Genomic DNA, 22,208 nt, shown 5'->3' on the forward strand with positions numbered 1-22,208 from the left:
ATGAGAGAGCAGGCATGGTTTTCGGTTGTGGTCACGTGAACTCGACACTCACATGATCAACGAGACCGTGCCTGCACCTGCATCCGGACCCACCCAACACGACCGGTCATCACCGGGCGATCCCACCCAACCCACAAACACGCAGGGTCCCTGTCTGCTGGGGTGTGCTCATGCGCGTTCGTCCCGCCCTCTGAGGTCCACGGAGGTCAGATGCCACCCGTCAACGTGCCTCAGTGTCAGCTCAGTTGGGACGTGGCGGCGTGTGCGTCACACTACAGCGGCAATTAGTCGGCAAGTAGGGATTTCCTTTGATCCGGGTACTGCCCTTCCGGTCTCCAGTGCCGCATCAGGCAACGTTCGCTCTGCTGTGACGCGCCGTGCGGGTGTCGGTCCGGGCAGCGCGGACACGCCATGCTGTTCTCGTGGCGGAGCGAGGGCAGGCCCGAGAGATCGATGATGACGGTCTGCCGGCCGCCAGCGAGCCACGGGATGCCTGAGCTGCAAAAAGGTTTCCGGCGCCCGCGCTGCCCGCGTCGCCGCTGAAGGCGCGAGGGAGGGCTCGCTGAGGCGGGGTGACCACCCGGCACGGCACTACGGGCTGTCCCGCGATCCCTGGCGGGCGCTCCGACAGCTACGGCGCCTCGCCGCGTTGTCGGAACGCCCGCATACATCCCGTATGCGGACGTCCCTCCGCCTTGCGATGCACCGCACCCGACGCCGCGCGCTGATCCGCCAGGGGTTGCGGGGCAGCCCTTAGAATGGGCGGCCGTCGACATCGGTAGCAGGACGATTCATCTGCCGGTCAATTTCCGGGAGTCGGCCGAGGTCGGCGTTCTGGGCCGGTGAAGGGTGGACAAGTGGGTTTCTCCGGCATGTCCGGGAGGGGCACGGGGCAGCGGCACCGGTTCCAGGACACCCGGTTGGTGGACGTGAAGGTGGCCGAGGTGCGTGAGGTGACACCGCACATACGGGAGCTGACCCTCGTGGGCCCCGCCCTCGCGGTGCTGCGCAGCAGACCGGGCGCACACCTGCCGGTGGAGGTGACGGACGAAGCGGGCGTCCCGCAGCTGCGGACGTACTCCGTCTGGGCGGCCGACCCCTCCCGGGCGAGACTGACGCTACGTGTCGCCCTGCACCGGCCGGGCGGGCCGGGCAGCCGGTGGGCCGGCTCCGTCGAGGCGGGGGCCCGGACCAGGGTGGGCGCGCCGAGGAACAAGATCTCGCTGGACCCCAAGGCGCGCTATCACGTCTTCGTCGGCGAAGAGACGGGCGCCGTACCCCTGTTGGCCATGCTGGCCGCGCTGCCGGAGGGGGCCGAGGCCCACGGGGCGCTGGAGACCACCGGGCCGAAGGAGGAGTTCTCGGCCCCCTACGGCACCCGCTCGTTGCCCTGGGTGCACCGAGGCCGCGCGTCCGCCGTGGCCTCTCGCCTGCTGGTGGACAGGGTGCGGCGGCTGGAGCTGCCGGCCGCGCCGGGCATCGCCTATGTCGCGGGCGAGGCGGCGACCTGCCGTGCCATCGTGCGTCACCTGTGCGGCGAACGGGCCTGGCCGCGCTACGCGGTGCGCACGCAGGTGCACTGGGCGACGGGCAGAAGCGGCCTCTGAGGCCCGCCCGCCACGCCGTACGCGCCACGCCGTGCGGGCCCGGGCGCATGGCGTGGCTGTATCGACTCGCGGGACTGCCGACCGGGCGGCCGTCGCGCCGGCCCGCCTCCGTCGCGCCGGCCCACCTCCGACCGCACCGGAGGCCTGCGCTCGCCTCAAGCCTTCCTGAGCCCGAAGAACGTCCGGTAGAGGCTTAGTTGGTGGTCGAGCATGTGGTGTCCGCGAAGGATCGGGAGGCCGAGTGCGGACGCCGCCAGGAGCAGGGGCGTGTCGCGCGGCTCCATGATGATGTCCGCGACCACGGTGGACCCGCCCAGGGACCCCGGGTCGAAGGGCAGCGGGTCCCCCGGGCGCATACCGAGAGGGGTGGCGTTGACGGCGATGTCGCAGTCGAGCGCCCCCTCCGCCGGGCCGAGCACGGTGATCCTGCCGGGCCAGTGCTCCTCCAGGCGGCCGCGCAGCGCCTCGCGCCCCTCCTGGTCCGGGTCGTGCACCAGCAGATGCGCCGCCTCGGCCTGAAGGACGGCCGCCGCGATGGCGCGCCCCGCGCCCCCGGCGCCCACGAGGCGGACGACCTTCCCCTTCGGTGCGTGGCCGTGGTGGCTCAGCCCCGCGACGAAGCCCTGCCCGTCGAAGTTCTCCGCCAGCCACCGGCCCTTCCCGTCGCGGCGCATCGCGTTCGCGCTGCCCGTCAGTGCGGCGGCGTGTCCGAGTTCGTCCGCGAACGCACACGCGCTGATCTTGTGGGGGACCGTGATGAGCAGCCCGTCGACGTTCGTGGTGCGCTGCAACCCCGTGATCACCTGTGCGAAGTGCTGTGGCTCGGCGTGCACCGGGAAGAGGACCGCGTCCAGGCCCAGGCGGGCGAAGAGCGGATTGAGCAGGGCGGGGGCCTTGACCTGGGCGACGGGGTCGCCGATGACCGCGAACAGTCGCGTGGTGCCGCTGATGGAGGGTGCCGTCGTCTCGTCCACTCGCTCCCCTTGCCGCGTTGCGAACGGCCCCTGGGTGCGGGGGCCCGGTTGCGTGCAGCGTCAACCTAACAGTGGGCTGCGGGCCCAGCCAGGGGCCACCACCGTATGGCCGGGAGTCGGACCAAGGAGCGGCCGACAGGGGGACTTTCGGTCACATCGGCGCGGCGGCCGGAGGCCAACTTGACTGTGACGTAGGGGGGTTGCCACAGTCTAATGGTCCAAACCCCGGGTCCCGCACACCTTTCTCCGCGCCGCGCCACGTGGCCGCGCGGCCGGGTGGTCTGCCGCCATGGGGGACGCGCACGGTCCTTCCCGGGCCGCCCCGCGACGTACCGCACCGACGCCCAGGACCGCGGGGCCGGGCGGCGGTGTCACCGACCGCCCCATGCCCCGGCACGCGATGTTCCGGAGCCGCTTGGACCTCGTGGAGGACGCTGTTGAGCACGGACCCGGTCCTGTCCCCTCTCGAACTGCTGGAGTCGGAGGCCGTCCACATCCTGCGGGAAGTGGCCGGTGAGTTCGAACGGCCGGTGATCCTCTTCTCCGGTGGCAAGGACTCCATCGTGATGCTGCACCTGGCGCTGAAGGCCTTCGCGCCGGCGGCCGTGCCCTTCCCGCTGCTCCATGTCGACACCGGGCACAACTTCCCCGAAGTGCTGGAGTACCGGGACCGCACCGTCGCCCGCCACGGGCTGCGCCTGCACGTGGCCCTGGTGCAGGAGTTCATCGACCGCGGGGAACTCCTGGAGCGGCCCGACGGGACGCGCAACCCCCTTCAGACCCTGCCGCTGCTGGCCGCCATCGACCGCAACGGCTTCGACGCCGTGCTCGGTGGCGCGCGCCGGGACGAGGAGAAGGCGCGGGCCAAGGAGCGGATCTTCTCCCTGCGCGAGGAGTTCGGCGGCTGGGACCCCAGACGCCAGCGCCCCGAGCTGTGGCACCTGTACAACGGCCGTCACTCGCCCGGTGAGCACGTCCGGGTCTTCCCGCTCTCCAACTGGACCGAACTGGACGTCTGGCAGTACATCCGGCACGAGGAGATCGAACTGCCCGCCATCTACTACGCACATGAGCGCGAGGTGTTCGCCAGGAGCGGCATGTGGCTGGCGTCCGGCGAGTGGGGCGGGCCCGTGCGGGGGGAGCGCCTGGAGAAGCGCCGGGTGCGCTACCGCACGGTCGGCGACATGTCCTGCACGGGCGCGATCGAGTCGGCGGCCGACACCGTCGAGAAGGTCATCGCCGAGATCGCCGCGTCCCGGGTGTCGGAGCGGGGAGCCACCCGCGCCGACGACCAGCTCTCCGGGGCCGCGATGGAAGACCGTAAGCGTGACGGCTATTTCTGACCCGACCCGCATCGTGGATACGCTCGGTGATCGGGTAGTGCCCGACCGTGCGCCGCCGCGACCCCCCGCGTGCCGGGCCGAGTTCGCCGGTGCTTCCCTGACCGCCAGGGACGAACTGAGGAGACGCCGGACGTGGAAGAAGCAACTGCGAAGGCAGCGTGTGAAGAGAAGTCGCGACGTAGCCGCGGCCCCCTGTGGGTGGCCGTCCTGGCCGCGTGCGTGGGGCAGTTCGTCGTCGTGCTCGACATCTCCGTCATCAACGTCGCCCTGCCGTCGATGCGTTCCGACCTCGGCATCGACGAGGGCGGCCTGCAGTGGGTGGTGAACGCCTACGTCATCACCTTCGCCGGACTCCTCATGCTCGGCGGCCGGGCCTCCGACCTGTTCGGCTACAAGAAGGCCTTCGTCGTCGGCCTCGGGGTGTTCACGCTGGCGAGCCTGCTGGGCGGGCGGGCCGAAGAGGCGTGGGTTCTCATCGCGGCGCGGGCGCTCCAGGGCGTCGGGGCGGCCCTGCTGTCGCCCGCCACGCTCACCATCCTCACCACCACCTTCACCGAGGGTCCGCAACGCGTGCGGGCCGTCGCCGTGTGGACGGCCGTGGGCACCGGAGGCGGAGCGCTCGGCGGCCTCGTGGGCGGGCTGCTCACCGACCACTTCTCGTGGCGCTGGGTGCTCCTGATCAATGTGCCGCTGGGCGTCGTCGGGCTCGTCATGGCGGCGGTGTGGCTGAAGGACCGCCATCGGCCGGAGAGCCGGCGTATCGACGTACCGGGCGCCCTGCTGGTCACCATCGGCGTGGGGAGCCTGACCTACGGCATCTCACGGATCGAGGTGAAGGGCTGGACGGCCGCAGAGACCCTGGTGTGGCTGCTGGCCGGGTGCGTGGGGCTCGTGGCCTTCGTCGTGGTGGAGTCGCGCGCGAGTGAACCGATCGTGCCGCTCGGACTGTTCCGCGTCCGATCCGTCTCGGTGGCCAACGCCATCACGCTCGTGAGCGGCACCGGGTTCTACGCGATGTGGTACTTCCTGTCGCTCTACATGCAGAACGTCCTCGGCTACACGGCTGTGGAGACCGGGCTCGCCCTCCTGCCGCACACCCTCTCCATCATCATCGCGTCACAGTTCGCACCCCGTCTGCTGCGCTGGATCGACAGCCGCTCCCTGCTCGTGCTGGCCGGTCTGCTCACCTCGGGCGGCTTCCTCTGGCAGAGCTTCATGGGCCCCGACGGCACCTTCCTGGGCACCCTGCTGGGACCCGGCATCCTCCTGTCCTTCGGCGCGGGACTCATGATGACCCTGCTGGCGGTGTCGGCGACCGAGGGGGTGGACCTGAGCCAGGCGGGCCTGGCGGCCGGACTCGTCAACACCACACGCACCATCGGCGGGGCCGTCGGCCTCTCGTTGCTGGCGTCGGTCTCCACCAGCCGCGCGGCCCAGGCGGGCGAGGGCGCCCAGGCGCTCGCCTCCGGGTACGGGCGTGCCTTCCTGGTGGCCGGACTGATCATCCTGGCCAGCACGTTCATGATGGCGCTCCTGCCCAGGAAGCAGCGCGCCGCGGCGGGATGACCCGGCCGCGGGGCCGGTGGACCGCCTGGCCGGTGGCGGTCTGTTCGGCGGGCGACCGGGTCCGCAGACTGTCCGCATGACGACTGCGCGCCGAATCGACGTACAGCTGGGTGAGCGTTCCTATTCCGTGCACATCGGCCCCGGGGCGCGCTCGCTGCTCCCCGGGGTCGTGGCACGCACCCGCGCGGCGCGGGCGGTCGTGGTGTCCGCACGGCCCCCCGGGACCGTACCGGACCCGGGGGTGGCGCACCAGGTGATCCCGGCCCGGGACGGGGAGCACCACAAGACGCTCGCCACGGTCCACGAACTGTGCCGCGCCTTCGCCGAGTTCGGCCTCACCCGGACCGATCTCGTCATCTCCTGCGGCGGTGGCACCACCACGGACGTCGTGGGGCTGGCCGCCTCCCTCTACCACCGGGGGGTCGCCGTCGTGCACCTGCCGACCACCCTCCTCGCCCAGGTCGACGCGGCGGTCGGCGGCAAGACGGCGGTGAACCTGCCCGAGGGCAAGAACCTGGTAGGTGCCTACTGGCAACCCCGGGCGGTCCTGTGCGACACCGATCTGCTGCGCACCCTCCCCCGGGAGGAGTGGGCCAATGGGTACGGTGAGATCGCCCGCTGCCATTTCATCGGCGCCGGCGACCTCCGGGGCCTGCCGGTGCACGAGCAGATCGCCGCGAGCGTCGCACTCAAGGCCTCCGTCGTGGCCGCCGACGAACGGGATGCCGGGCCGCGCCACATCCTCAACTACGGGCACACCCTGGGCCATGCGCTGGAACGCGCCACCGACTTCACGCTGCGCCACGGCGAGGGCGTCGCGATCGGCACGGTGTTCGCCGGCCGGCTGGCGGGCGCCCTGGGACGGATCGGCCCGGCCCGGGTGGCCGAGCACCTGGAGACCGTACGCGCCTACGGCCTGCGCGAGAGGCTTCCCGCCGACGTGCGGACGGCCGAACTGGTCTCCCTCATGCGCCAGGACAAGAAGGCGACGGCGGGCCTGACGTTCGTACTCGACGGCCCCTCCGGCGTGGAACGGGTCGAGGACGTCCCCGAGAGCGTGGTCGTGTCCACCCTCGCGGAGATGGAGCGCGAGCGGAGGTGAGGGCCGTGCGCGGAGCAGGGGACGAGAAGGGCGGGGCCGGGGGAGCGAGCGGAGCAGGGACGCCCACGGACGAGCGGTGCGTTCAGATCCGGCCGTACGCGCGGAGCGTGCGCACGGCGTTCAGCGTCACGATGGGGCGCCACTCGGCGAGCGTGCCGGGCGCCCACGCCCTCCAGAGCACGGGCCAGCCCCCGTCGTCCTGCTGCGAGGCGCGCAGGTGCTCCAGCGCCTGGTCGACCTCTCGGTCGGAGAACCAGCGGCGGGCCAGGGAGCCGGGGGTGCGCGCGACGTCGTACACGTAGTGGTACTCGCCCGGCGTGTACGAGGGGTGCACGGGGAACTCCGCGGCGCGCTCCGGGGCGGTCACCACGAGCCGTTCGTCACGCACGAGCGCCCCCAGTCGCCCGGCCGCCGCGGTGGCGCGCCCGCGGTCCCGGCCGGCGACCCCGTCGAGGAAGGTGACCGCCGCCTCCACCTCGTACGGATGGGAGGCCTCCAGCGAGTCGATCGCCTCCCAGCAGAACGCGGTGGCCGCCTCCAGCCACGGGTGCGTGATGCGGTTGCGGTGCAGGATCCCCGCGATCACGCCGGTGGACAGAAGGGCCCCCGGCGGGTCGTCTTGCAGCGGCAGTACGGAGGCCGACGGGTACCCGGCCCCTTCGGGGTGGATCGCGGGGACACCGCCGTCCGGCGAGGTGAGCGAGGGGAGGTGGTCGAGGAGCGGGGCGGTGTGCGCCGGGTCGCAGCGCCCGATCTCGTCCAGGACGCCCAGGGCCGCCGCGGCATGCAGCGGCTGTGCGGCGGGACCGCGCACGTCCGCCTCCAGCGCGTAGCCGTAGCCGCCGTCGGGTCGGGCGTAGGCCGCCAGGGACCGTTCCACGGCGTCCGCCCCGCCACCGAGGAAGTGGTAGGAGAATCGGTGCTGTTCCAGGACTCGGGCGGACAGCCAGATGAACCGCTCCGCACGGTCGATGACGCTGGGCGATGCAGACATGGATACCTCGTGTGGTGGATCTGTGCGGTCGGCGCCGTGGCCGGCCACGGCCGCCGGGCGACGCACCTGACGGAGCGGCACGCGACGCGCGCCGCGTACGGGCGGACAGGCCGTACCGGGCAGGCGCCCTGGCGCGACCGGGGGGCGGTGGGCACAGTGATACGACCATGGCCCACCGGTTGGCCGACAGGGAGGCGTACGTCGTATGCGGCGAAGGATATTGGGCGGAAGCGGCATCTCGGTGAGCGAATTCGCCCTGGGCACCATGATGTTCGGCTCCTGGGGCAACACCGACGAGGCCGAGGCCGCCCGGGTCGTCGGGCTCGCCCTGGACGCGGGCATCAATGTGGTCGACACGGCCGACATCTACGGAGAGGGGGGTTCCGAACGTATGGTCGGCAGGGCGGTCAAGGGGCGCAGGGATGACATCGTGCTCTGCTCCAAGTTCCACAGCCCCATGGGCGAGGACCCCAACCACCAGGGGAACTCGCGTCGTTGGATCATGCGCGCCGTCGAGGGGTCGCTGCGCCGACTCGGCACCGACCGCATCGACCTCTACCAGGTGCACCGGGTGGACCCGGACACCGACATCGACGAGACGCTCTCCGCCCTGTCCGACCTCGTCCGGTCGGGAAAGGTCCTCGCCATCGGCACGTCGAACTTCCCGGCCGACCAACTCGTCGAGGCGCACTGGACCGCCGAGCGCCGCGGCCACGTCCGCTTCCGCAGCGAGCAGCCGCAGTACTCGCTCCTCGCCCGCGGGGCGGAGAGGGACGTCCTGCCCGCCGCTCGACGGCACGGGATGGGCGTGCTGGCCTGGGGGCCGCTGGGCGCGGGCTGGCTGACCGGCAAGGACATCCGGCCAGGGGTGGGCCGCGCGGTGCTGGAAGCACGCAGGTTCGACCTGTCGGTGCCGGAGAACGCGGCGAAGGCACGGGCGGTGGCGGCGTTCAGGAGGGTCGCGGCGGAGGCCGGTGTCTCGCTCACCCATCTGGCTCTGGCTTTCGTCCGTGCCCACCCCGCCGTCACCGCCGTCATCCTCGGCCCCCGCACCCCCGAACAGCTGACGGACCTGCTGGCCGGTGCGGATGTGGTGCTGGACGACGACGTCCTGGACCGGCTGGACGCCGTCGTGCCGCCCGGCACCGACCTGAATCGGGCGGACCATCACTACGTACCGCGCGTGCTGTTGGACCCCGGCCTGCGCCGGCGCCCGATGCGCGGCCCGGAGCCACGGTGACCGGCGTCCCTCTGACGGACCGGGCCAGGGCCCTGCTGGACGCGCCGGTCTTCGCGGTCGTGGCCACCGTGGGGCCGGACGGAACGCCGCACCAGTCCGTGGTCTGGGTCACCCGTGACGGCTCGCATCCGCTGTTCGGCATCGAGCGCGGCAGCCGGAAGGAGCGCGAGTTGAGGCGCTCGGGACGGGCCGGTGTCCTCCTGCTCCCGCCGGGGACCCCGTACAGCTATGTGTCGCTGTGGGGTGCGGCGGAACTCGAACCGCACGAGCGGCACGCCGGGTTGATGGATGAGATCTCCCGCAAGTACACGGGGCTGTCGCACGCGGAGTTCCTCGGCGGGAGCGCCCCCGCCGACGAGGACCTGGTGTTCGTCCGTCTCGTGCCCGAACGGGTCCTCGACATCGGGTAGACGACGCCGCCCGCGCATGTGGCGCCGCGGTGTGCGGTGTTCACGGGGAGGGGGCACCGCACACCGCCGTTCAGGCGCGCGGCTGCGTCACCATGGGCAGCGGCCCCATACCCACCAGGGCACGCGGAGTCGGGTGCACCTCGGTCGTGGAAACGGGCCGCAGCCGCCAGCGGGAGGCGATCGTGGCCAGCGCGACGCTCGTCTCCGCCATCGCGTAGTCGTCCCCGATGCACTTGCGGCTGCCGGCGCCGAACGGGATCATCGCGCCGCGTGGCACCTCTCCCGAGCGCTCCGGCGCCCACCGGTCCGGGTCGAAGCGCTCCGGGTGCGGGAAGAGGGAGCGGTGGCGGTGCAGGGCGTAGGAACTGTAGAAGACCACCGTTCCCGCCCGCAGCGGGTGCCCCCCGAGTTCGGTGTCCCGGGAGACGACCCGCGTCACGAACCAGCCCGGTGGATACATCCGCAACACCTCGGTGATCACCCGCCCGGTGTACGGCAGCTCGTCTGGGCCCTGTCCCCGCGGCCGCTCCCGTGCCGCCCAGGCATCCGCCTCGTCCTGGAGCCTCCGCTCGTGCTCCGGCTCCCGGCCCAGCAGTTGCAGGGCCCACGCCAGGGCGGTCGCGGTGGTCTCCGTGGCGGCGGTGAGGAAGTTCATCACCTGGTCGTGGATCTCCTGGTCCAAGAGCCGGTCTCCGTCGTCGTAGCGGGCCGCGAGCAGCCCGGACAGCAGGTCCCCGTGGTCGACCCCGGCGGCCCGGTAGTCGCGGATGACCGTGTCGATGAGGACGCGCAGTTCCTTCAGGGCACCCTCGAAGCCGCGGCGCTCGGGACCGGGGAGCCGGTACAGCAGATCGAACGGCGCGACCATCCGCCGGTAGATCCCCGCCAGGACGACGGGCAGGCAGCGCACGATCCGCTCGACGTGGTCCCTGCCGATGTCGGTGGACAGCAGGACGCGCGCGCCTATGCGGGCGGTGACCGCATGCATCCGCGCGTTGGCGTCGATCGTCCCGCCCGGCCGCCAGCGGGCTGTCTCCGCCTCCACCTCCTCGCGCATCACCTCCGGGTAGGAGGCGATGCGCTCACGCCGGAACGCGGGCTGTACCAGGCGCCGTTGGCGCCGGTGGTCGGCGTAGGGGCAGTTGCCCAGGCTGTTGCCCATGAGCAGCTGGGTCTTCTCGTAGAAGGGGCCGCCCCGGTCGAAGATCCGGGGTTCCTTGAGGACCCGGTCGATGAGTTCGGGGTGGCAGACCATGTACATCGGCCGCCCCCTCATCTCCAGCCGGACCACGTCGGCCTCGTACTGGAGGGAGGTCAGGAACTCCAGCGGGCGCCGCCGCATCGGGACCAGATGCCCCAGCAGCGGCAGTCGGCCGGGTGCGGACGCCGCGGACCACCGGCCCGCGGGGGCGGGCCTGGTCTCGGGACCGGGCATGGCTCAGCTCCTTCTGTCGGTGGCCGCGGCCCGGGTGTGTCGCGCCGGTCGTGCCGGGACCGCGTGCCCCGGCGGCGCACCGTGCGGCGTTGTCGTCGCTCTCTCCTCCGCCTCGTGCCGCGCGGCACCGGTCCCTTCTCCTCGACCCGGCCTGATCGACAAGACGCCTCCCTAGGGCCTGCGGGCGGTCACGACGGCGTAACCCAACTCGGTGATGTCCCCGAAGCGGCTGAGGTCGTTCACCATGTACCGGAACTCCTCCTCGGTCACGAGCTTGCGCAGCGCCTCTCCGGACCGGGCCAGCGCGGCGCCGACGATCCGGTACGAGGGCCGCACGAACTCACCGATGTCGAGGAACTCGACGACCTCGAGACCGGCCGCGCGCACGCACTCCTCGTACGCGCTCCGGGTGAGCATGGGGCCCTGCTGGTAGTTCTTCATGGCGTCCTCGACGAGCGAGCGGTGCTCCTCGCTCTCCAGCGGCCGCACCAGCAGGAAGTCGGTCACGGTCACGAGCCCGCCCGGCCGCAGCACCCGGGCCAGCCCGGAGAAGACGTCGGTACGGTCCTGGGCGTGGCACACCGTCTCGATGGCGTACGCCGCGTCGAAGGACGCGTCCGGGAAGGACATGTCGAGCATGTCGTGGACCTGGAACTCCACGGAGCCGGTGAGGCGGGACTCCTCGGCCAGCCGGGTCGCCTGCCGGGCCTGGTAGGGGCTGAGCGTGATGCCGGTGATCTTCACCCCGTGGCGGCGCGCGATGTGCGCCGTCGCCTTGCCGTTGCCCGAACCCACGTCCAGGACCCGGTCCCCGGGGACCAGCCGCAGCCGGTCGGAGACGAAGTCGGTCAGCCGGACGCCCGCCTCCTCCACGGCACCGGGGTCGTCCGCCCCCCTCCAGTAACCGCCGTGCAGAAAGCCGCCCATGGCCTCGGCCATCGCGTCGTTGACCCGGTCGTAGAGGTCGCCGACACCGCTCCCGGGCCCCGGCACCTCAGGCACCGGGTCGCTGCGCGACGACGAGCAGATGGCCGAACTCCGTCACGTCGACGAGGTCGCCCGGGTTGAACTGTTCGACCAGCTCGCTGCCGTAGTCGGCGGACAGCGCGGGGGCCGAGCCGGTCAGGCGGGCGGACAGCTCGACGAAGGTGCGGCGCAGGGTGGGCTCGCTGATGTCCGTCAGCTCCTCGAACCACAGACCGGCCCCGCGCAGCAGCGGCGGGTAGTCCTCCGCCTGGACCATGGTCATCATGAACTCGCGCAGATAGCGTTCGACGGCCGGGCGCCCCGAGTCGGGGATCGGGGCGCGCTCGAAGAAGTCGGTGAGCACCAGTTTGCCGCCGGGGCGCAGCACTCGGGCGACATGGCCGAGCACCCGCGCCCGGTCCGGCATGTGGATCAGCGACTCCAGCGCGATGACGCCGTCGAAGGAGCCGTCGGCGTACGGCAGGTCCATCGCGTCGGCGCGCTCGAAGCGCACCCGGTCCGCCAGGTCCAGCGAGGCGGCGTGCTTGTTGGCCAGCTCCACCTGCCGTTGGCTCACCGAGACACCGGTGACGTCGGCGCCGGTGCGCCGGGCGATCCGGGTGCCGGGGGCACCGGTGCCGCAGCCGAGGTCGAGGACGCGGGAGCCCGGCCCGATCCGCAGCCGGTCGGTCATCAGGTCGGTCAGCCGGTCCGTCGCCTCATGCAGCGGCGCGGTGCTGTCCGGGCTGTCCCAGTAGCCGAAGTGCAGGTTCTCCCCCAGGGTGGCACTGCCCAGGTCGGTGTAACGGTCGTAGAGTCGGCCGACCTCGGCGGGTACGGGGAGAGCGGGAGGAGCGGGCTGCTGTGCCATCGGGCGCCTTTCTCGTGCGCGGTACGCCGACGCCCGGAGCCGGGCGGGGCGGCAGGGAAGTGGTCAGACGAGTCCCAGGTCCTGGTGGACGGCGTCGGTGATGCGGAACATGCGCTCCCGGTGCCGCTCGTGCTCCACCTTGCCGTTGAGGTGGATGGCCACGGCGAGGCGCGTGTCCGGGTCGGCGAAGGCGGTGGCGGTCCACAGCCCGTCGTGGCCGTAGGCGCGCGGCGAGGCGTGCCGGGAGAAACTGATGAACTCCTCTCCCATCGAGGCGCACTCCAGGCGCAGGCCGAAGCCCCAGTCGGCGTTGCCGTACCGGTCGCGCACCCCGGTGCGGTGCCGGGCGGTCAGCGCGGCCACGCCCGTCGGGGAGAGGACGCGCCCGCCGGGCGCGGCCCCCGCGGCGAGCAGCATCTCCAGGAACCGGCCCAGGTCGCTGAGCGGCCCCCGGGTGTTCACACCGGGGATGCAGCGTGTGGTGGCCCCCGGGGTCGACCAGAACCAGGTGGGCTGCGGATCGCCGCCCAGGTTGCTCACATGGATCAGCGGGAGCCGATCTCCGTACGCGTCGTACTCCTCAGGCGTCAGGTGCACCCGGGTGCGCTCCATCCCGCAGGGACGCAGGATCTCCTCCGCGACATAGGTGCCGTAGTCGCGTCCGTCGAGCACCGGCAGCAGACGCGCCAGCACGAACCAGGCCCACCACTGGCTGTAGTTGATACCGGCCGGGGCCCCCGGCGTCCGCTTCGGCACAGCCGTCTCGAACGCCCGCCGCAGCCGTACCCCGTCCGCCGCGCCCACCACACCGTGCAGCGGGTCCCGGCCGGTCGGGACAGGCGCGGTGTGGGTGAGCAGTTCCATGGAGGTGATCGCGTCCTTGCCGCCGGGCGCGAACTCGGGCAGGTAGTGGGCCACCGGCAGGTAGGGGTCGAAGTCCCCCCGCTCCCAGAGCCGGCCCAGCGCTACGGACAGCAGGGGTTTGGCGCAGCAGTACCACAGCGGCAGGGAGTCGGCCGTCATGGCGACGCCGGGGCGGGCCGCGCCCAGTCCGGCGTCGGCCACGGTCCTGCCGTCCAGCGACACGTAGAACTGCGCCCCGGGCGTCGAGCCGCCCACCTCGCGGCGCAGTTCGCGCACCGTCCTCGGCAGGCTCTGCGCCGCCAGCTCCACCGCCCGGGCGGCCGAGCGGGGATCCACCGCGCCGTCGCCGTGCCCCCGCACCGCGTCCCGCGCCCCGGATGCGCGTACGGCCCCGGGCGGCACGGCGGTGACCGCGCGCAGGGCCGCGACCTGCCCCGCGAGGTCGCGTTCCAGGGCGGCGTCGACGAAGAACAGCAGACTGAAGTTGCCGACGATCCGCAGGTCACCGCGTTCCAGCGTCTCCACCCTGGCCCTGGCGGGGCCCAGCAACAGGTCGTACGCGGCGGTGTACGGCGCGGCTATCAGCAGGCCGGGTGGCTCCCCCTCCGCCCGGCTCACCCCCACCCGTCCGCCCGCCAGGTCCACGAGGACGTCCGTGACGGGCTCCGTGCCCGGTGGCGGGTCGGTGACCGTCAGCCGGTAGGCGACCGTACTGCGCGGCGCCGGGTCGGGAGCGGGCAGCCGTCCGGCGGCGGCCAGCCAGTCGGCGGAGAGGAAGGCGCGGGTCGCGGTCGAGGTGCCGTACCCCATCGCTCACACCTCCGCGGGTTGGGCGGCGGGTACTCGGGGCGCTATCTCCTCGGCGAAGCGGCGCAGGCTCTCGGTCGAGGGGTAGTCGCGGAACCAGAGGACGAACTCCTCGATCCCGCTCGCGGTGTACTGCCCCGCACGTTCGGTGAGCCGCTCCGCGGTCCCGTACAGACTGCGCCGGGCCAGCAGGTCGGGGTGATGGCTCCAGAACACCACCACATGCGGGCTCGACAGCCAGCGCTCCAGCCCGAGCAGGTCGTCGAAGACACGGCACTCCGCGACCACGGCGTGCCGCACGCCTGCGGGGTCCAGCCGCAAGGACTCACGGCGGCGCCCGAACTCCCTCACCGCGTGGGCGACTTCCTCCGGCTCGCCCTGCCACTGCACGGACGAGCAGGCGCGGACCACGGCTTGAGGCAGCCGGGCGACCGCGTCCGGGTGCGCCGCGTCCGCGCGGACCGCCAGGGGCAGCGGGGACTGCGAGGGAACGGGCACCGCATGCGCACGGGCGAGCTTCACCACGTCACCGTCGACGACGGCGGGGACGCCGGACCACAGCGTCCGCAACGCCTCCACCGTCTCGGTGAGAGCGGACGCGGTGTCGGCGCCCAGCAGAGTGCTCCCCGCCGCGACGTGTTCGGGGAGATGGTCGGCGGTGGGCAGGCCCAGCCGGAACCGTCCGCCGGACACGATGTCGACCGACGCCGCCTGCTTGGCGAGGACGACGGCACTGCGGTGCGGCGGCAGGGCGCTCAGCAGCCCGAGGCCGATGTCGGCGACGCTCGCCGCGAGGGCGCCGGCGGCGGTCCACCCCTCGACGACGGGCTGCGGCTCACGGCGCGGCCCGGTGTCCGTCCGGTCCTCCAGCCACAGCGCGTCATACCCCGACGCCCGCGCCAGCTCGGCCGTCTCGACCAGGGTGCGCCACGCCCGCGCCCCGCCGAGCCCGGTCAGCTCCAGCCGGGCGCCCTGGGGTGCGATGACGCTGCGACGCGGCCCGGCCGCCCGGCCGTTCACCGGGAGGCCCCGGGGAGTACGGCGGGCAGCAGCTCCGCCGGCTCCTTCAGCACATGGTCGGGCCGCTCGTCGTGCAGCGGTCCCGCGCTGGTCTCGCCCCACAGGGCCGCCGCGGTGGCCGTGCCCGCGGCCCGGCCCGCCTGGAGATCGATGACCGCGTCGCCCACCATGACCGCGTGCCGGGGCTCCGCGTCCAGTCGGCTCAGGCCCTTCAGGACGATGTCGGGGGCGGGTTTGGGGCGGGGCACCTCGTCGCTGCCGACGACGGTGTCGAGCAGCGGCAGCAGGCCCACCACGTCGAGCACATGGCGTGCCCGCTCACCGGACTTCCCGGTGGCGATGGCCGTGCCGACCCCCGACGCGCGCAGCCGTTCCAGCAACCACGGGACGCCCTCGTAGACCTTCACCTCCGTGACGAGGCTCCGGCTCGCCTCGACGAAGGGCTTCTCCATCGACAGGGGGAGCCCCATCAGCCGCATGATGTCGGGGAAGTAGCGACCCTGGTGGGTGCGGTACTCGTCGAAGGGCGGCTCCCCCTCGCCCACGACCTCGCGATAGGCGAGGGCGAACGCCTCGCGCATCACCTGGAAGCTGTCGATGAGCACGCCGTCCAGATCGAAGACCACGGTGCGGTACCCATGATGCGCCGTCATGTACTCACGATTCCTTACAGGAGGCCCCTGCGTGTTCCCGCGTCGGGCGAGAGGGGGTACGGGCGGGGAGGAGTGCGCGGAGAGCGGGGGGAACAGCGTGCGGGCAGGGGCCGCAGCGCCCTGCCCGGACCCTCAGCAGGCCGCCACGGCCGAGGCGAACACCTCCGCGAGCCGGTCCAGGACCGGGACATCGGCCAGCAGGACCCGGTGGTGCAGCCAGACGCAGTCGCTGCCGATCTCCTCGGCCACCGGGCAGCGTTTGGCGAGGTCGTCGGCGTCGCCGGTGTGCGGGCCCTGCCAGAAGCCACTGGTGCGGTAGACCGGAGGGAAGGCGACGCACGCCGGGACGCCGTGCGCTGTCAGCCGGTCCACCAGCGCCAACCGGCGCTCCGGCGTCGTGCCGGGCAGCCGGACCATGGCCATGTAGTGCGACTTGACCTCACCGCGCTCGTCCCTGCCCTGCGGGACCACGCCGGGGATGCGCGCCAGGGCCGCCATGAGATGGCGCGAGCGCTCCTCGCGCACGGCGATCTGCTCCTCCAGCCGGGAGAGCTGCGCACGCAGCACCGCGGCAGAGAACTCGTTCATGCGGTAGTTGGAGCCCTGGGTGCGGTGCTCGTAGAGCCGGTCCTTCGCCGGCCGGCCGCAGCCGTGGCGCAGATACGCCTCCTGGTAGCCCTCCTCGTCCGGCAGCAGCAGGGCCCCGCCCTCGCCCGCCGTCATCAGCTTGCCGTTCTGGAAGCTGAAGGCGGCGATCGAGCCCAACTCGCCGACCCGCCGGCCTCGCCAGCGGGCCCCGTGCGCGTGTGCCGCGTCCTGAAGGACGCTCACACCGGTGGCCGAACTCAGCTCGGCCAGCGCGTCCATGTCGGCGAACTGCCCGGCCATGTGCACCGGCATGACGACCTTCGTCCGCGGGGTGAGAGCGCGGGCCGCCGCGTCGACGTCGAGGCAGTAGGTGTCCGGCCGCACGTCGACGGGGACGGGCACGGCGCCGGTGCGCTGCACGGCGAGCGAGCAGGAGATGAAAGTGAAGGCGGGGACGATGACCTCGTCGCCCGGCCCGGCGCCCAGCACCGACAGGGCCAGCTCCAGGGCGTGCGTGCCGTTGGTGGTCGCGAGCGCCCGCGGCGCCCCGTGTGCCGCGGCGAACTCCTCCTCCAGGAGGTCGACTTCACTGCCTCCGTTGCGCCACCACCCCTCCTGGTCCAGTGCCCGCAGCAGACCCGTGCGCTCCTCTGGGCCGTGCTGCGGCCACGCGGGGAACGTCAGAACCTCGTCGACCCGGGTGGATGACATAGACGTGCCTCTCGGTCGTGGGCGGGCGGGGCCGGGCGCTGAAGGACGACATGCGTTCGGTCCGGTCGGGAGAACGGGGGGCGCGCAGGCGGGGGCCCCGGGATCGGCCGACCGTGGTGCTGGATGTGGAGACCCGGTGGTCCGGGCCGTGGCGCGCGGTCCTGTGCGAGAACGGCGGCAGGAAGTGCCGCTCGCCGCTATGGGGAACCAGATTTACCAAGCCCCGAGAAGTGCGTCAACACCACATTGTGAAGCGGAAATGGCCAGAAGGGCACCCCCCGGGTGACCTCATGTGGCTCTACTCTGAATCGGCGTCGGCAATGCATTGATGTTCGTGCGCCGTTCGTACGGCACCGGATTTTCGCTCATGCGGCACCCGATCACTCCCTATTTCCGGTACTCTTCCGCGCCCTCCGGGTCCTGCCGCCGCCTCGCGTCGCCCGCATCCTGTATGGCCAGGGATTCCGTCACCCTTTCGGCTCGTTCGGCCTCGTGAAAGGACGTTGCACTGTGGATGAGACCAAGGCCCGGCTGCGCAAGGTGCTGGTGGACTCCCTGGAACTGTCGATCGAGCCGTCCGACGTTCCCGACCAGGGGCTTGTGGAGGCGTTGGGGCTGGATTCCATCAACACCATCGAGTTTCTCATCTGGGTGGAGAGCGAGTTCGGCGTGGAGATCGCGGACGAGGATTTGTCGATCAAGCTGATCGACGATCTCGGTCTCCTCGCCGACTATGTCGACCAGCGAATTGTCCCCGCCGGCATCCCGAACGCCTGACGAGAGGAGACCGGCCATGGCAGAGCGTGCCCTGATCATCGGGCTCGACGGTATGCCCCGCTCTCTGCTCGCCCAGCTCGCCGCCGAGGGGACGCTGCCCCATGTCGCGGGTCTGCTGGCCGAGGGGGTCTGCGGAGAACTACGGGCCCCTGTACCGGAAATCAGCTCCACGTCCTGGGCCACCTTCCTCACCGGCACCAATCCCGCCCGCCACGGGATCTTCGGCTTCACCGACCTGGTCCCCGGTGAGGGGTACCGGGTGCACTTCCCCAACCTCCTCCACCTGCGTGAACCCGCCCTCTGGGCGCTGGCCGCGGCTGCGGGACGGCGAACGGTGTGCGTCAACGTACCGGGCACCTATCCGGCCGTCCCCATGGACAGTGTCCTGGTCGCCGGATTCGTCGCCCCCAGCTTCGAAAACGCGGTCACCCCCGCCCGGGTCCTGCCCCGACTGCGCAGCTTCGGCTACGAACTGGACGTCGAGGTGGGTGACGTCGTCGCCGACCCGCAGGGCTTCCTCACCCGCGCGATCCGGGCCCTGCGCGCCCGCACCGATGCCATCGAGCACCTGCTCACCCACGAGTCCTGGGAGCTGGGCGTGGCGGTCTTCACCGAGACCGACCGCGTGCACCACTTCCTGTGGCGGGCCGTGGCCGACCCCGAGGACCCCCTGCACCAGGCGGTACGGGGCTTCTACCGGCTGGTCGACGAGTGCGTGGGCCGACTGGTCGCCCTGCTGCGCCCGGACGACGAACTGTTCATGGTCAGTGACCACGGGTTCGGCCCCGCCGACCGGCAGTGCTACGTCAACACCTGGCTGCGGGAGTCCGGCTACCTGGCCGATCTCGACTCCACGAAGGAGCTCATCGGCCTCGACTCCCGCAGCGCCGCCTTCGCACTGGACCCGGCCCGCATCTACCTCAACCGCAAGAGCCGCTTCCCCGGAGGCCGGCTCTCCGACGGGGAGGCGGAGGAGATGGCGGAGGAGATCGCCGACGAGCTGCTGCGGCTGCGCTCGGACGGGGCGCGGGCGGGCGCCGACGCGGACGGTCCGCTGCTGGTCTCGCAGGTGCTGCGGGCCGAGGAGCTGTACGAGGGCCCCCTGCTCTCCCAGGCCGCCGACCTGCTGGTCCTGCCGGCCGATGGCGTCCAACTGCGTGGCGCCTGGGGAGGGAGCGGGGTCGTGCGGGCCGACGCCATGCTCACCGGCACCCACACGCGCGACAACGCCCTCTTCTACCGCCGCGCGGCACCGGCTCCGGACGGCGACACCCCCATGGACATGGTGGACGTGGCCCCGACCGTGCTGGCCTCGATCGGGGTGCAGCCACTGGGGCTGGACGGGGAGCTCGTCCTCGGCGTCGTGGACGGGGGTCGGGAATGAGCCATGTGCTGTTGCTCAACGGACCGAATCTCGGCACGCTCGGCACCCGGCAGCCGGAGATCTACGGCACCACCGGCCTGGCGGCGATCGAGGAGACGGTGGCCCAGGAGATCGCCGTCCGGGGCTGGAAGGTGGTGTCCGAGCAGCGCAACGGAGAGGGCGAGCTCATCGACGTGCTCCAGGAGCACGGCGACGCGCTCGGCGCGATCGTCAACCCCGGTGCCCTGATGATCGCCGGCTGGGGACTGCGGGACGCCCTGGCCGACTACGCGCCGCCCTGGATCGAGGTCCACCTCACCAACGTCTGGGCCCGGGAGGAGTTCCGTCACACGTCCGTCACCGCACCGCTCGCCGCCGGCGTGGTCATGGGAATGGGCGCGCTCGGCTACCGCATGGCCGCCGGCGCGCTCACGCGGCTCGTGCCCGCCTCCTGACCACCGCCCCGTACGAGAGAGGGAGCAGCAGATGCCACAGCCCGGCAGGGTAGCCGTGATCGGACTGGACTCGGCGACCCCCCAACTCCTCTTCGACCGGTTCGCCGAGGACATGCCGGTCCTCACCGCCCTGCGGGAGCGTTCGCTGTGGGGGCCGATGCGCAGCGTCGACCCGCCCATCACCATGCCCGCCTGGTCCTGCATGATGTCCGGCCGGACCCCGGGCGAGCTGGGGGTGTACGGCTTCCGTGACCGCGCGGCCCACGACTACGGCCCCCTGGCCTTCGCCACCTCGCACAGCATCAAGGCACCCCGGATCTGGGACGAGATGTCGGCCGCCGGGAGGGAGAGCGTGGTGCTCGGTGTGCCCGGCACCTATCCGGCCACGCCGATCCGCGGTGCCATGGTCTCCTGTTTCCTGGCCCCGTCCACCCGCGCCCAGTACACCTCACCACCAGGTCTGCGCGACGACCTGGAGAAGCTGACCGGCGGGTACCTGCTCGACGTGGAGAACTTCCGCTCGCCCGAGCTGGACCGGGTCTCCCAGCAGATCTTCGACCTGAGCGAGCAGCGTTTCCAGGTGGCCCGGCACCTGGCCACCACGCAGGACTGGGACTTCTTCTCCTTCGTCGACATGGGTCCCGACCGGCTCCACCACGGCTTCTGGAAGTACTGCGACCCCTCCCACCCGCGCCACGAGCCCGGCAACCCGTACGAGAACCTCTTCCGCGACTACTACCGGTCCCTGGACCGCCACATCGGGGAGTTCCTGGAGTGTCTCCCCGAGGGCACATCCGTCATGGTGGTGTCCGACCACGGGGCCCAGCCCATGGTCGGCGGACTGTTCATCAACGAGTGGCTGCGCGAGCAGGGCCTGCTCGTCCTCGCCAGGGAACCCGCGGGCCCCACCCCGATGGCCAAGGCCGACGTCGACTGGAAGCGGACCACGGCCTGGGCGGAGGGCGGCTACTACGGCCGCGTCTTCCTCAACGTGGAGGGCCGCGAGCCCCAGGGCACCGTGCCGGCCCACGCGTACGAGAGCACGCTCGACACGATCGCCAAGGCCTTGGAGGACATGGACGACGACGTCGGGCAGCCGATGGGCACCCGGGCCATGCGCCCCGACCAGCTCTATCCGGAAGTCAACGGGATCGCCCCCGACCTGCTGGTCTACGTGGGCAACCTGCGCTGGCGCGCGCTGGCCACCCTCGGTATGGGGCAGGGCCTCTACACCACCGAGAACGACACCGGCCCCGACCACGCCAACCACGGGGACACCGGGATCTTCATGCTCAGCCACCCCGGCCTCGCCCCCGGCCCGGCCGGCGCCCTGTCGCTGTACGACGTCGCTCCCGCCCTCCGCGAACTGCTGGGCCTGCCGGGCGGCGGCCGACTGCCCGGCTGAGCCAGGGGAGACCGGGCGGGCCTCCGTGCGCTCGGCCGACGGCCCCGGCCGCCGACCGGGAAGCGCCCCGGCTCCGTGCGTGTCCGGCTGGGCCGGTGGCCGCAGCCTGGCGCCCTACGGCAGGCGGCAGTGGGACGCAAGGCCTACGGCGCCGTCGCGCGGGCCAGCAGGAGCGCGCCCCGCAGGGATGAGCGTGGACCGGCGGCGGCCTTGCGCACCGCGGGGGGAGGGGCCCCCGGCCGGGCCAGCCGCCGGGTCTGTTCGCGTACCGCGGCGACCAGCCCCGGCACCCCGAGGCCGAAGCCGCCGCCGATCCGGACGTCGGCACACCGCACCAGCTCGCCCAGGTTGACCACCGCCACCGACAGGGCCGCGACGGTGGGCCGCAGGGCATCCCCGGCCCAGGCGCACTCCCGCGCGAGGCCCGCGCGGAAGGCGTCCGGGGTGACCGGCGCCCCGAGCAGGGCCGCGGCCCGCGCCAGGGTCGCCGGGCCCGAAGCGACGGCCTGGAGGCAGCCGACGCGACCGCACACGCAGACGGGGCCGCCGGGGTCCACCACCATGTGGCCGAACTCGGCGGCCCCGCCACGGGGTCCGCCGAGCAGTGCGCCGCCGAGCACCAGGCCGCCGCCGATGCCGGTGCCCACGCCCAGATACGCGAGATCCCGCACCCCGGTCGCGGCCGCCTCGGCGAGGGCGGCCAGGCTGCCGTCGTCCTCGTAGGCGACCGGGACGCCCGGCAGCACCCGCTCCAGGAGGGCGTCGACCCGCAGCCCCGTCCAGGAGGGACGGGAGGGCCAGGTGACCATCAGCCCGTCCCGGACGGTGGCCGGCAGAGCGATGCCCGCGGCCCGTACGGTGCGCGGGCCGTCCGCGCCCGTGAGCCGGCGGACGGCCCCGGCGAGGGCGGCCAGGTCCGCCTCGGTGTCCGCCGCCGCGGGCCAGTCGAACCGGGCGTACGCCGGAGGGCTGCCGGGCCGCTCCAGGAGCAGCGCCGTCTTCGTACCGCCTATGTCGATGCCGAGGTACGACAACGGCTTCGCCCTCCGGTCGTGTT

General features: G+C 72.4%; 20 protein-coding genes. 10 read left to right on the forward strand and 10 right to left on the reverse strand.

Going from position 1 to position 22,208, the window contains the following annotated elements:
• Positions 1-923: 923 nt before the first annotated feature.
• Positions 924-1,607, forward strand: a complete 684-nt coding sequence (locus tag AC0682_RS08680; RefSeq protein WP_478532048.1) for a siderophore-interacting protein — start codon at positions 924-926, stop codon at positions 1,605-1,607.
• Between the two features lie 155 nt (positions 1,608-1,762).
• On the opposite strand, the gene AC0682_RS08685 is transcribed toward AC0682_RS08680, so the two are convergent.
• A complete protein-coding gene (locus AC0682_RS08685) occupies positions 1,763-2,581 on the reverse strand; it encodes a shikimate dehydrogenase family protein (protein ID WP_478531758.1) in 819 nt (272 codons plus the stop codon).
• Between the two features lie 437 nt (positions 2,582-3,018).
• Between AC0682_RS08685 and cysD the strand changes: the two genes are divergently transcribed.
• The 3 genes from cysD (at position 3,019) to AC0682_RS08700 (ending at position 6,592) form a co-directional block, all read left to right on the forward strand.
• Positions 3,019-3,924: a sulfate adenylyltransferase subunit CysD gene (gene cysD / locus AC0682_RS08690; protein WP_478531759.1), complete on the forward strand. Its 906-nt coding sequence runs from the start codon at positions 3,019-3,021 to the stop codon at positions 3,922-3,924.
• 132 nt (positions 3,925-4,056) lie between these two features.
• Complete coding sequence (locus tag AC0682_RS08695; protein ID WP_478531760.1) at positions 4,057-5,490, forward strand: MFS transporter; 1,434 nt, start codon at positions 4,057-4,059, stop codon at positions 5,488-5,490.
• Between the two features lie 76 nt (positions 5,491-5,566).
• Positions 5,567-6,592 carry a 3-dehydroquinate synthase family protein gene (locus AC0682_RS08700; RefSeq protein ID WP_478531761.1) on the forward strand — a complete coding sequence of 342 codons (1,026 nt, stop codon included), beginning with the start codon at positions 5,567-5,569 and terminating at the stop codon, positions 6,590-6,592.
• 82 nt (positions 6,593-6,674) lie between these two features.
• Here AC0682_RS08700 and AC0682_RS08705 read toward each other — a convergent pair whose 3' ends face one another.
• Complete coding sequence (locus AC0682_RS08705) at positions 6,675-7,586, reverse strand: hypothetical protein (RefSeq protein ID WP_478531763.1); 912 nt, start codon at positions 7,584-7,586, stop codon at positions 6,675-6,677.
• 205 nt (positions 7,587-7,791) lie between these two features.
• Here AC0682_RS08705 and AC0682_RS08710 point away from each other — a divergent pair, with 205 nt between their 5' ends.
• Complete coding sequence (locus AC0682_RS08710; RefSeq protein WP_478531764.1) at positions 7,792-8,826, forward strand: aldo/keto reductase; 1,035 nt, start codon at positions 7,792-7,794, stop codon at positions 8,824-8,826.
• Positions 8,823-9,236, forward strand: coding sequence for a PPOX class F420-dependent oxidoreductase (locus AC0682_RS08715; protein WP_478531766.1), 414 nt, complete (start codon positions 8,823-8,825; stop codon positions 9,234-9,236). The genes AC0682_RS08710 and AC0682_RS08715 overlap by 4 nt, the downstream gene beginning before the upstream one ends.
• A 70-nt stretch (positions 9,237-9,306) precedes the next feature.
• Here AC0682_RS08715 and AC0682_RS08720 read toward each other — a convergent pair whose 3' ends face one another.
• From AC0682_RS08720 to AC0682_RS08750, 7 genes are all read right to left on the reverse strand, one after another.
• Positions 9,307-10,671 carry a cytochrome P450 gene (locus tag AC0682_RS08720; RefSeq protein WP_478531767.1) on the reverse strand — a complete coding sequence of 455 codons (1,365 nt, stop codon included), beginning with the start codon at positions 10,669-10,671 and terminating at the stop codon, positions 9,307-9,309.
• Between the two features lie 171 nt (positions 10,672-10,842).
• Positions 10,843-11,664, reverse strand: a complete 822-nt coding sequence (locus tag AC0682_RS08725) for an SAM-dependent methyltransferase (RefSeq protein ID WP_478531769.1) — start codon at positions 11,662-11,664, stop codon at positions 10,843-10,845.
• Between the two features lies 1 nt (position 11,665).
• Entirely contained in the window at positions 11,666-12,508 is an 843-nt protein-coding gene (locus AC0682_RS08730) for an SAM-dependent methyltransferase (protein ID WP_478531770.1), read from the reverse strand.
• Positions 12,509-12,571: 63 nt separating this feature from the next.
• Positions 12,572-14,182: a serine hydrolase domain-containing protein gene (locus AC0682_RS08735; protein ID WP_478531771.1), complete on the reverse strand. Its 1,611-nt coding sequence runs from the start codon at positions 14,180-14,182 to the stop codon at positions 12,572-12,574.
• 3 nt (positions 14,183-14,185) lie between these two features.
• Positions 14,186-15,199, reverse strand: coding sequence for an LLM class flavin-dependent oxidoreductase (locus tag AC0682_RS08740; protein WP_478531773.1), 1,014 nt, complete (start codon positions 15,197-15,199; stop codon positions 14,186-14,188).
• Complete coding sequence (locus AC0682_RS08745) at positions 15,196-15,852, reverse strand: HAD-IA family hydrolase (RefSeq protein ID WP_478531774.1); 657 nt, start codon at positions 15,850-15,852, stop codon at positions 15,196-15,198. Before AC0682_RS08745 ends, AC0682_RS08740 begins: the two co-directional genes overlap by 4 nt.
• Positions 15,853-15,984: 132 nt before the next feature.
• Positions 15,985-17,151: an aminotransferase class I/II-fold pyridoxal phosphate-dependent enzyme gene (locus AC0682_RS08750; RefSeq protein ID WP_478531775.1), complete on the reverse strand. Its 1,167-nt coding sequence runs from the start codon at positions 17,149-17,151 to the stop codon at positions 15,985-15,987.
• A gap of 510 nt (positions 17,152-17,661) precedes the next feature.
• Here AC0682_RS08750 and AC0682_RS08755 point away from each other — a divergent pair.
• Genes AC0682_RS08755 through AC0682_RS08770 form a run of 4 tightly spaced genes read left to right on the forward strand, consistent with a single transcriptional unit; the run spans position 17,662 to position 21,151 of the window.
• A complete protein-coding gene (locus tag AC0682_RS08755; RefSeq protein WP_478531776.1) occupies positions 17,662-17,928 on the forward strand; it encodes an acyl carrier protein in 267 nt (88 codons plus the stop codon).
• Between the two features lie 16 nt (positions 17,929-17,944).
• Positions 17,945-19,312 carry an alkaline phosphatase family protein gene (locus AC0682_RS08760; protein WP_478531778.1) on the forward strand — a complete coding sequence of 456 codons (1,368 nt, stop codon included), beginning with the start codon at positions 17,945-17,947 and terminating at the stop codon, positions 19,310-19,312.
• The gene (locus AC0682_RS08765; RefSeq protein ID WP_478531779.1) at positions 19,309-19,746 is read left to right on the forward strand and encodes a type II 3-dehydroquinate dehydratase; all 438 of its coding nucleotides are present in this window, start codon (positions 19,309-19,311) and stop codon (positions 19,744-19,746) included. Before AC0682_RS08760 ends, AC0682_RS08765 begins: the two co-directional genes overlap by 4 nt.
• Positions 19,747-19,777: 31 nt before the next feature.
• A complete protein-coding gene (locus tag AC0682_RS08770; protein ID WP_478531780.1) occupies positions 19,778-21,151 on the forward strand; it encodes an alkaline phosphatase family protein in 1,374 nt (457 codons plus the stop codon).
• A gap of 143 nt (positions 21,152-21,294) precedes the next feature.
• On the opposite strand, the gene AC0682_RS08775 is transcribed toward AC0682_RS08770, so the two are convergent.
• Positions 21,295-22,185, reverse strand: a complete 891-nt coding sequence (locus AC0682_RS08775; RefSeq protein ID WP_478531782.1) for an ROK family protein — start codon at positions 22,183-22,185, stop codon at positions 21,295-21,297.
• Positions 22,186-22,208: the final 23 nt, after the last annotated feature.

The sequence above is a fragment of the Streptomyces sp. NPDC043746 genome (assembly GCF_056436485.1).

Bases quoted from the DNA above. Each gene is read 5' to 3' on its own strand.
- AC0682_RS08700 (WP_478531761.1), top strand. From the start codon at position 5,567: ATGACGACTGCGCGCCGAATCGACGTACAGCTGGGTGAGCGTTCCTAT.
- AC0682_RS08705 (WP_478531763.1), bottom strand. From the start codon at position 7,586: ATGTCTGCATCGCCCAGCGTCATCGACCGTGCGGAGCGGTTCATCTGG.
- AC0682_RS08710 (WP_478531764.1), top strand. From the start codon at position 7,792: ATGCGGCGAAGGATATTGGGCGGAAGCGGCATCTCGGTGAGCGAATTC.
- AC0682_RS08720 (WP_478531767.1), bottom strand. From the start codon at position 10,671: ATGCCCGGTCCCGAGACCAGGCCCGCCCCCGCGGGCCGGTGGTCCGCG.
- AC0682_RS08730 (WP_478531770.1), bottom strand. From the start codon at position 12,508: ATGGCACAGCAGCCCGCTCCTCCCGCTCTCCCCGTACCCGCCGAGGTC.
- AC0682_RS08735 (WP_478531771.1), bottom strand. From the start codon at position 14,182: ATGGGGTACGGCACCTCGACCGCGACCCGCGCCTTCCTCTCCGCCGAC.
- AC0682_RS08745 (WP_478531774.1), bottom strand. From the start codon at position 15,852: ATGACGGCGCATCATGGGTACCGCACCGTGGTCTTCGATCTGGACGGC.
- AC0682_RS08750 (WP_478531775.1), bottom strand. From the start codon at position 17,151: ATGTCATCCACCCGGGTCGACGAGGTTCTGACGTTCCCCGCGTGGCCG.
- AC0682_RS08760 (WP_478531778.1), top strand. From the start codon at position 17,945: ATGGCAGAGCGTGCCCTGATCATCGGGCTCGACGGTATGCCCCGCTCT.
- AC0682_RS08765 (WP_478531779.1), top strand. From the start codon at position 19,309: ATGAGCCATGTGCTGTTGCTCAACGGACCGAATCTCGGCACGCTCGGC.
- AC0682_RS08770 (WP_478531780.1), top strand. From the start codon at position 19,778: ATGCCACAGCCCGGCAGGGTAGCCGTGATCGGACTGGACTCGGCGACC.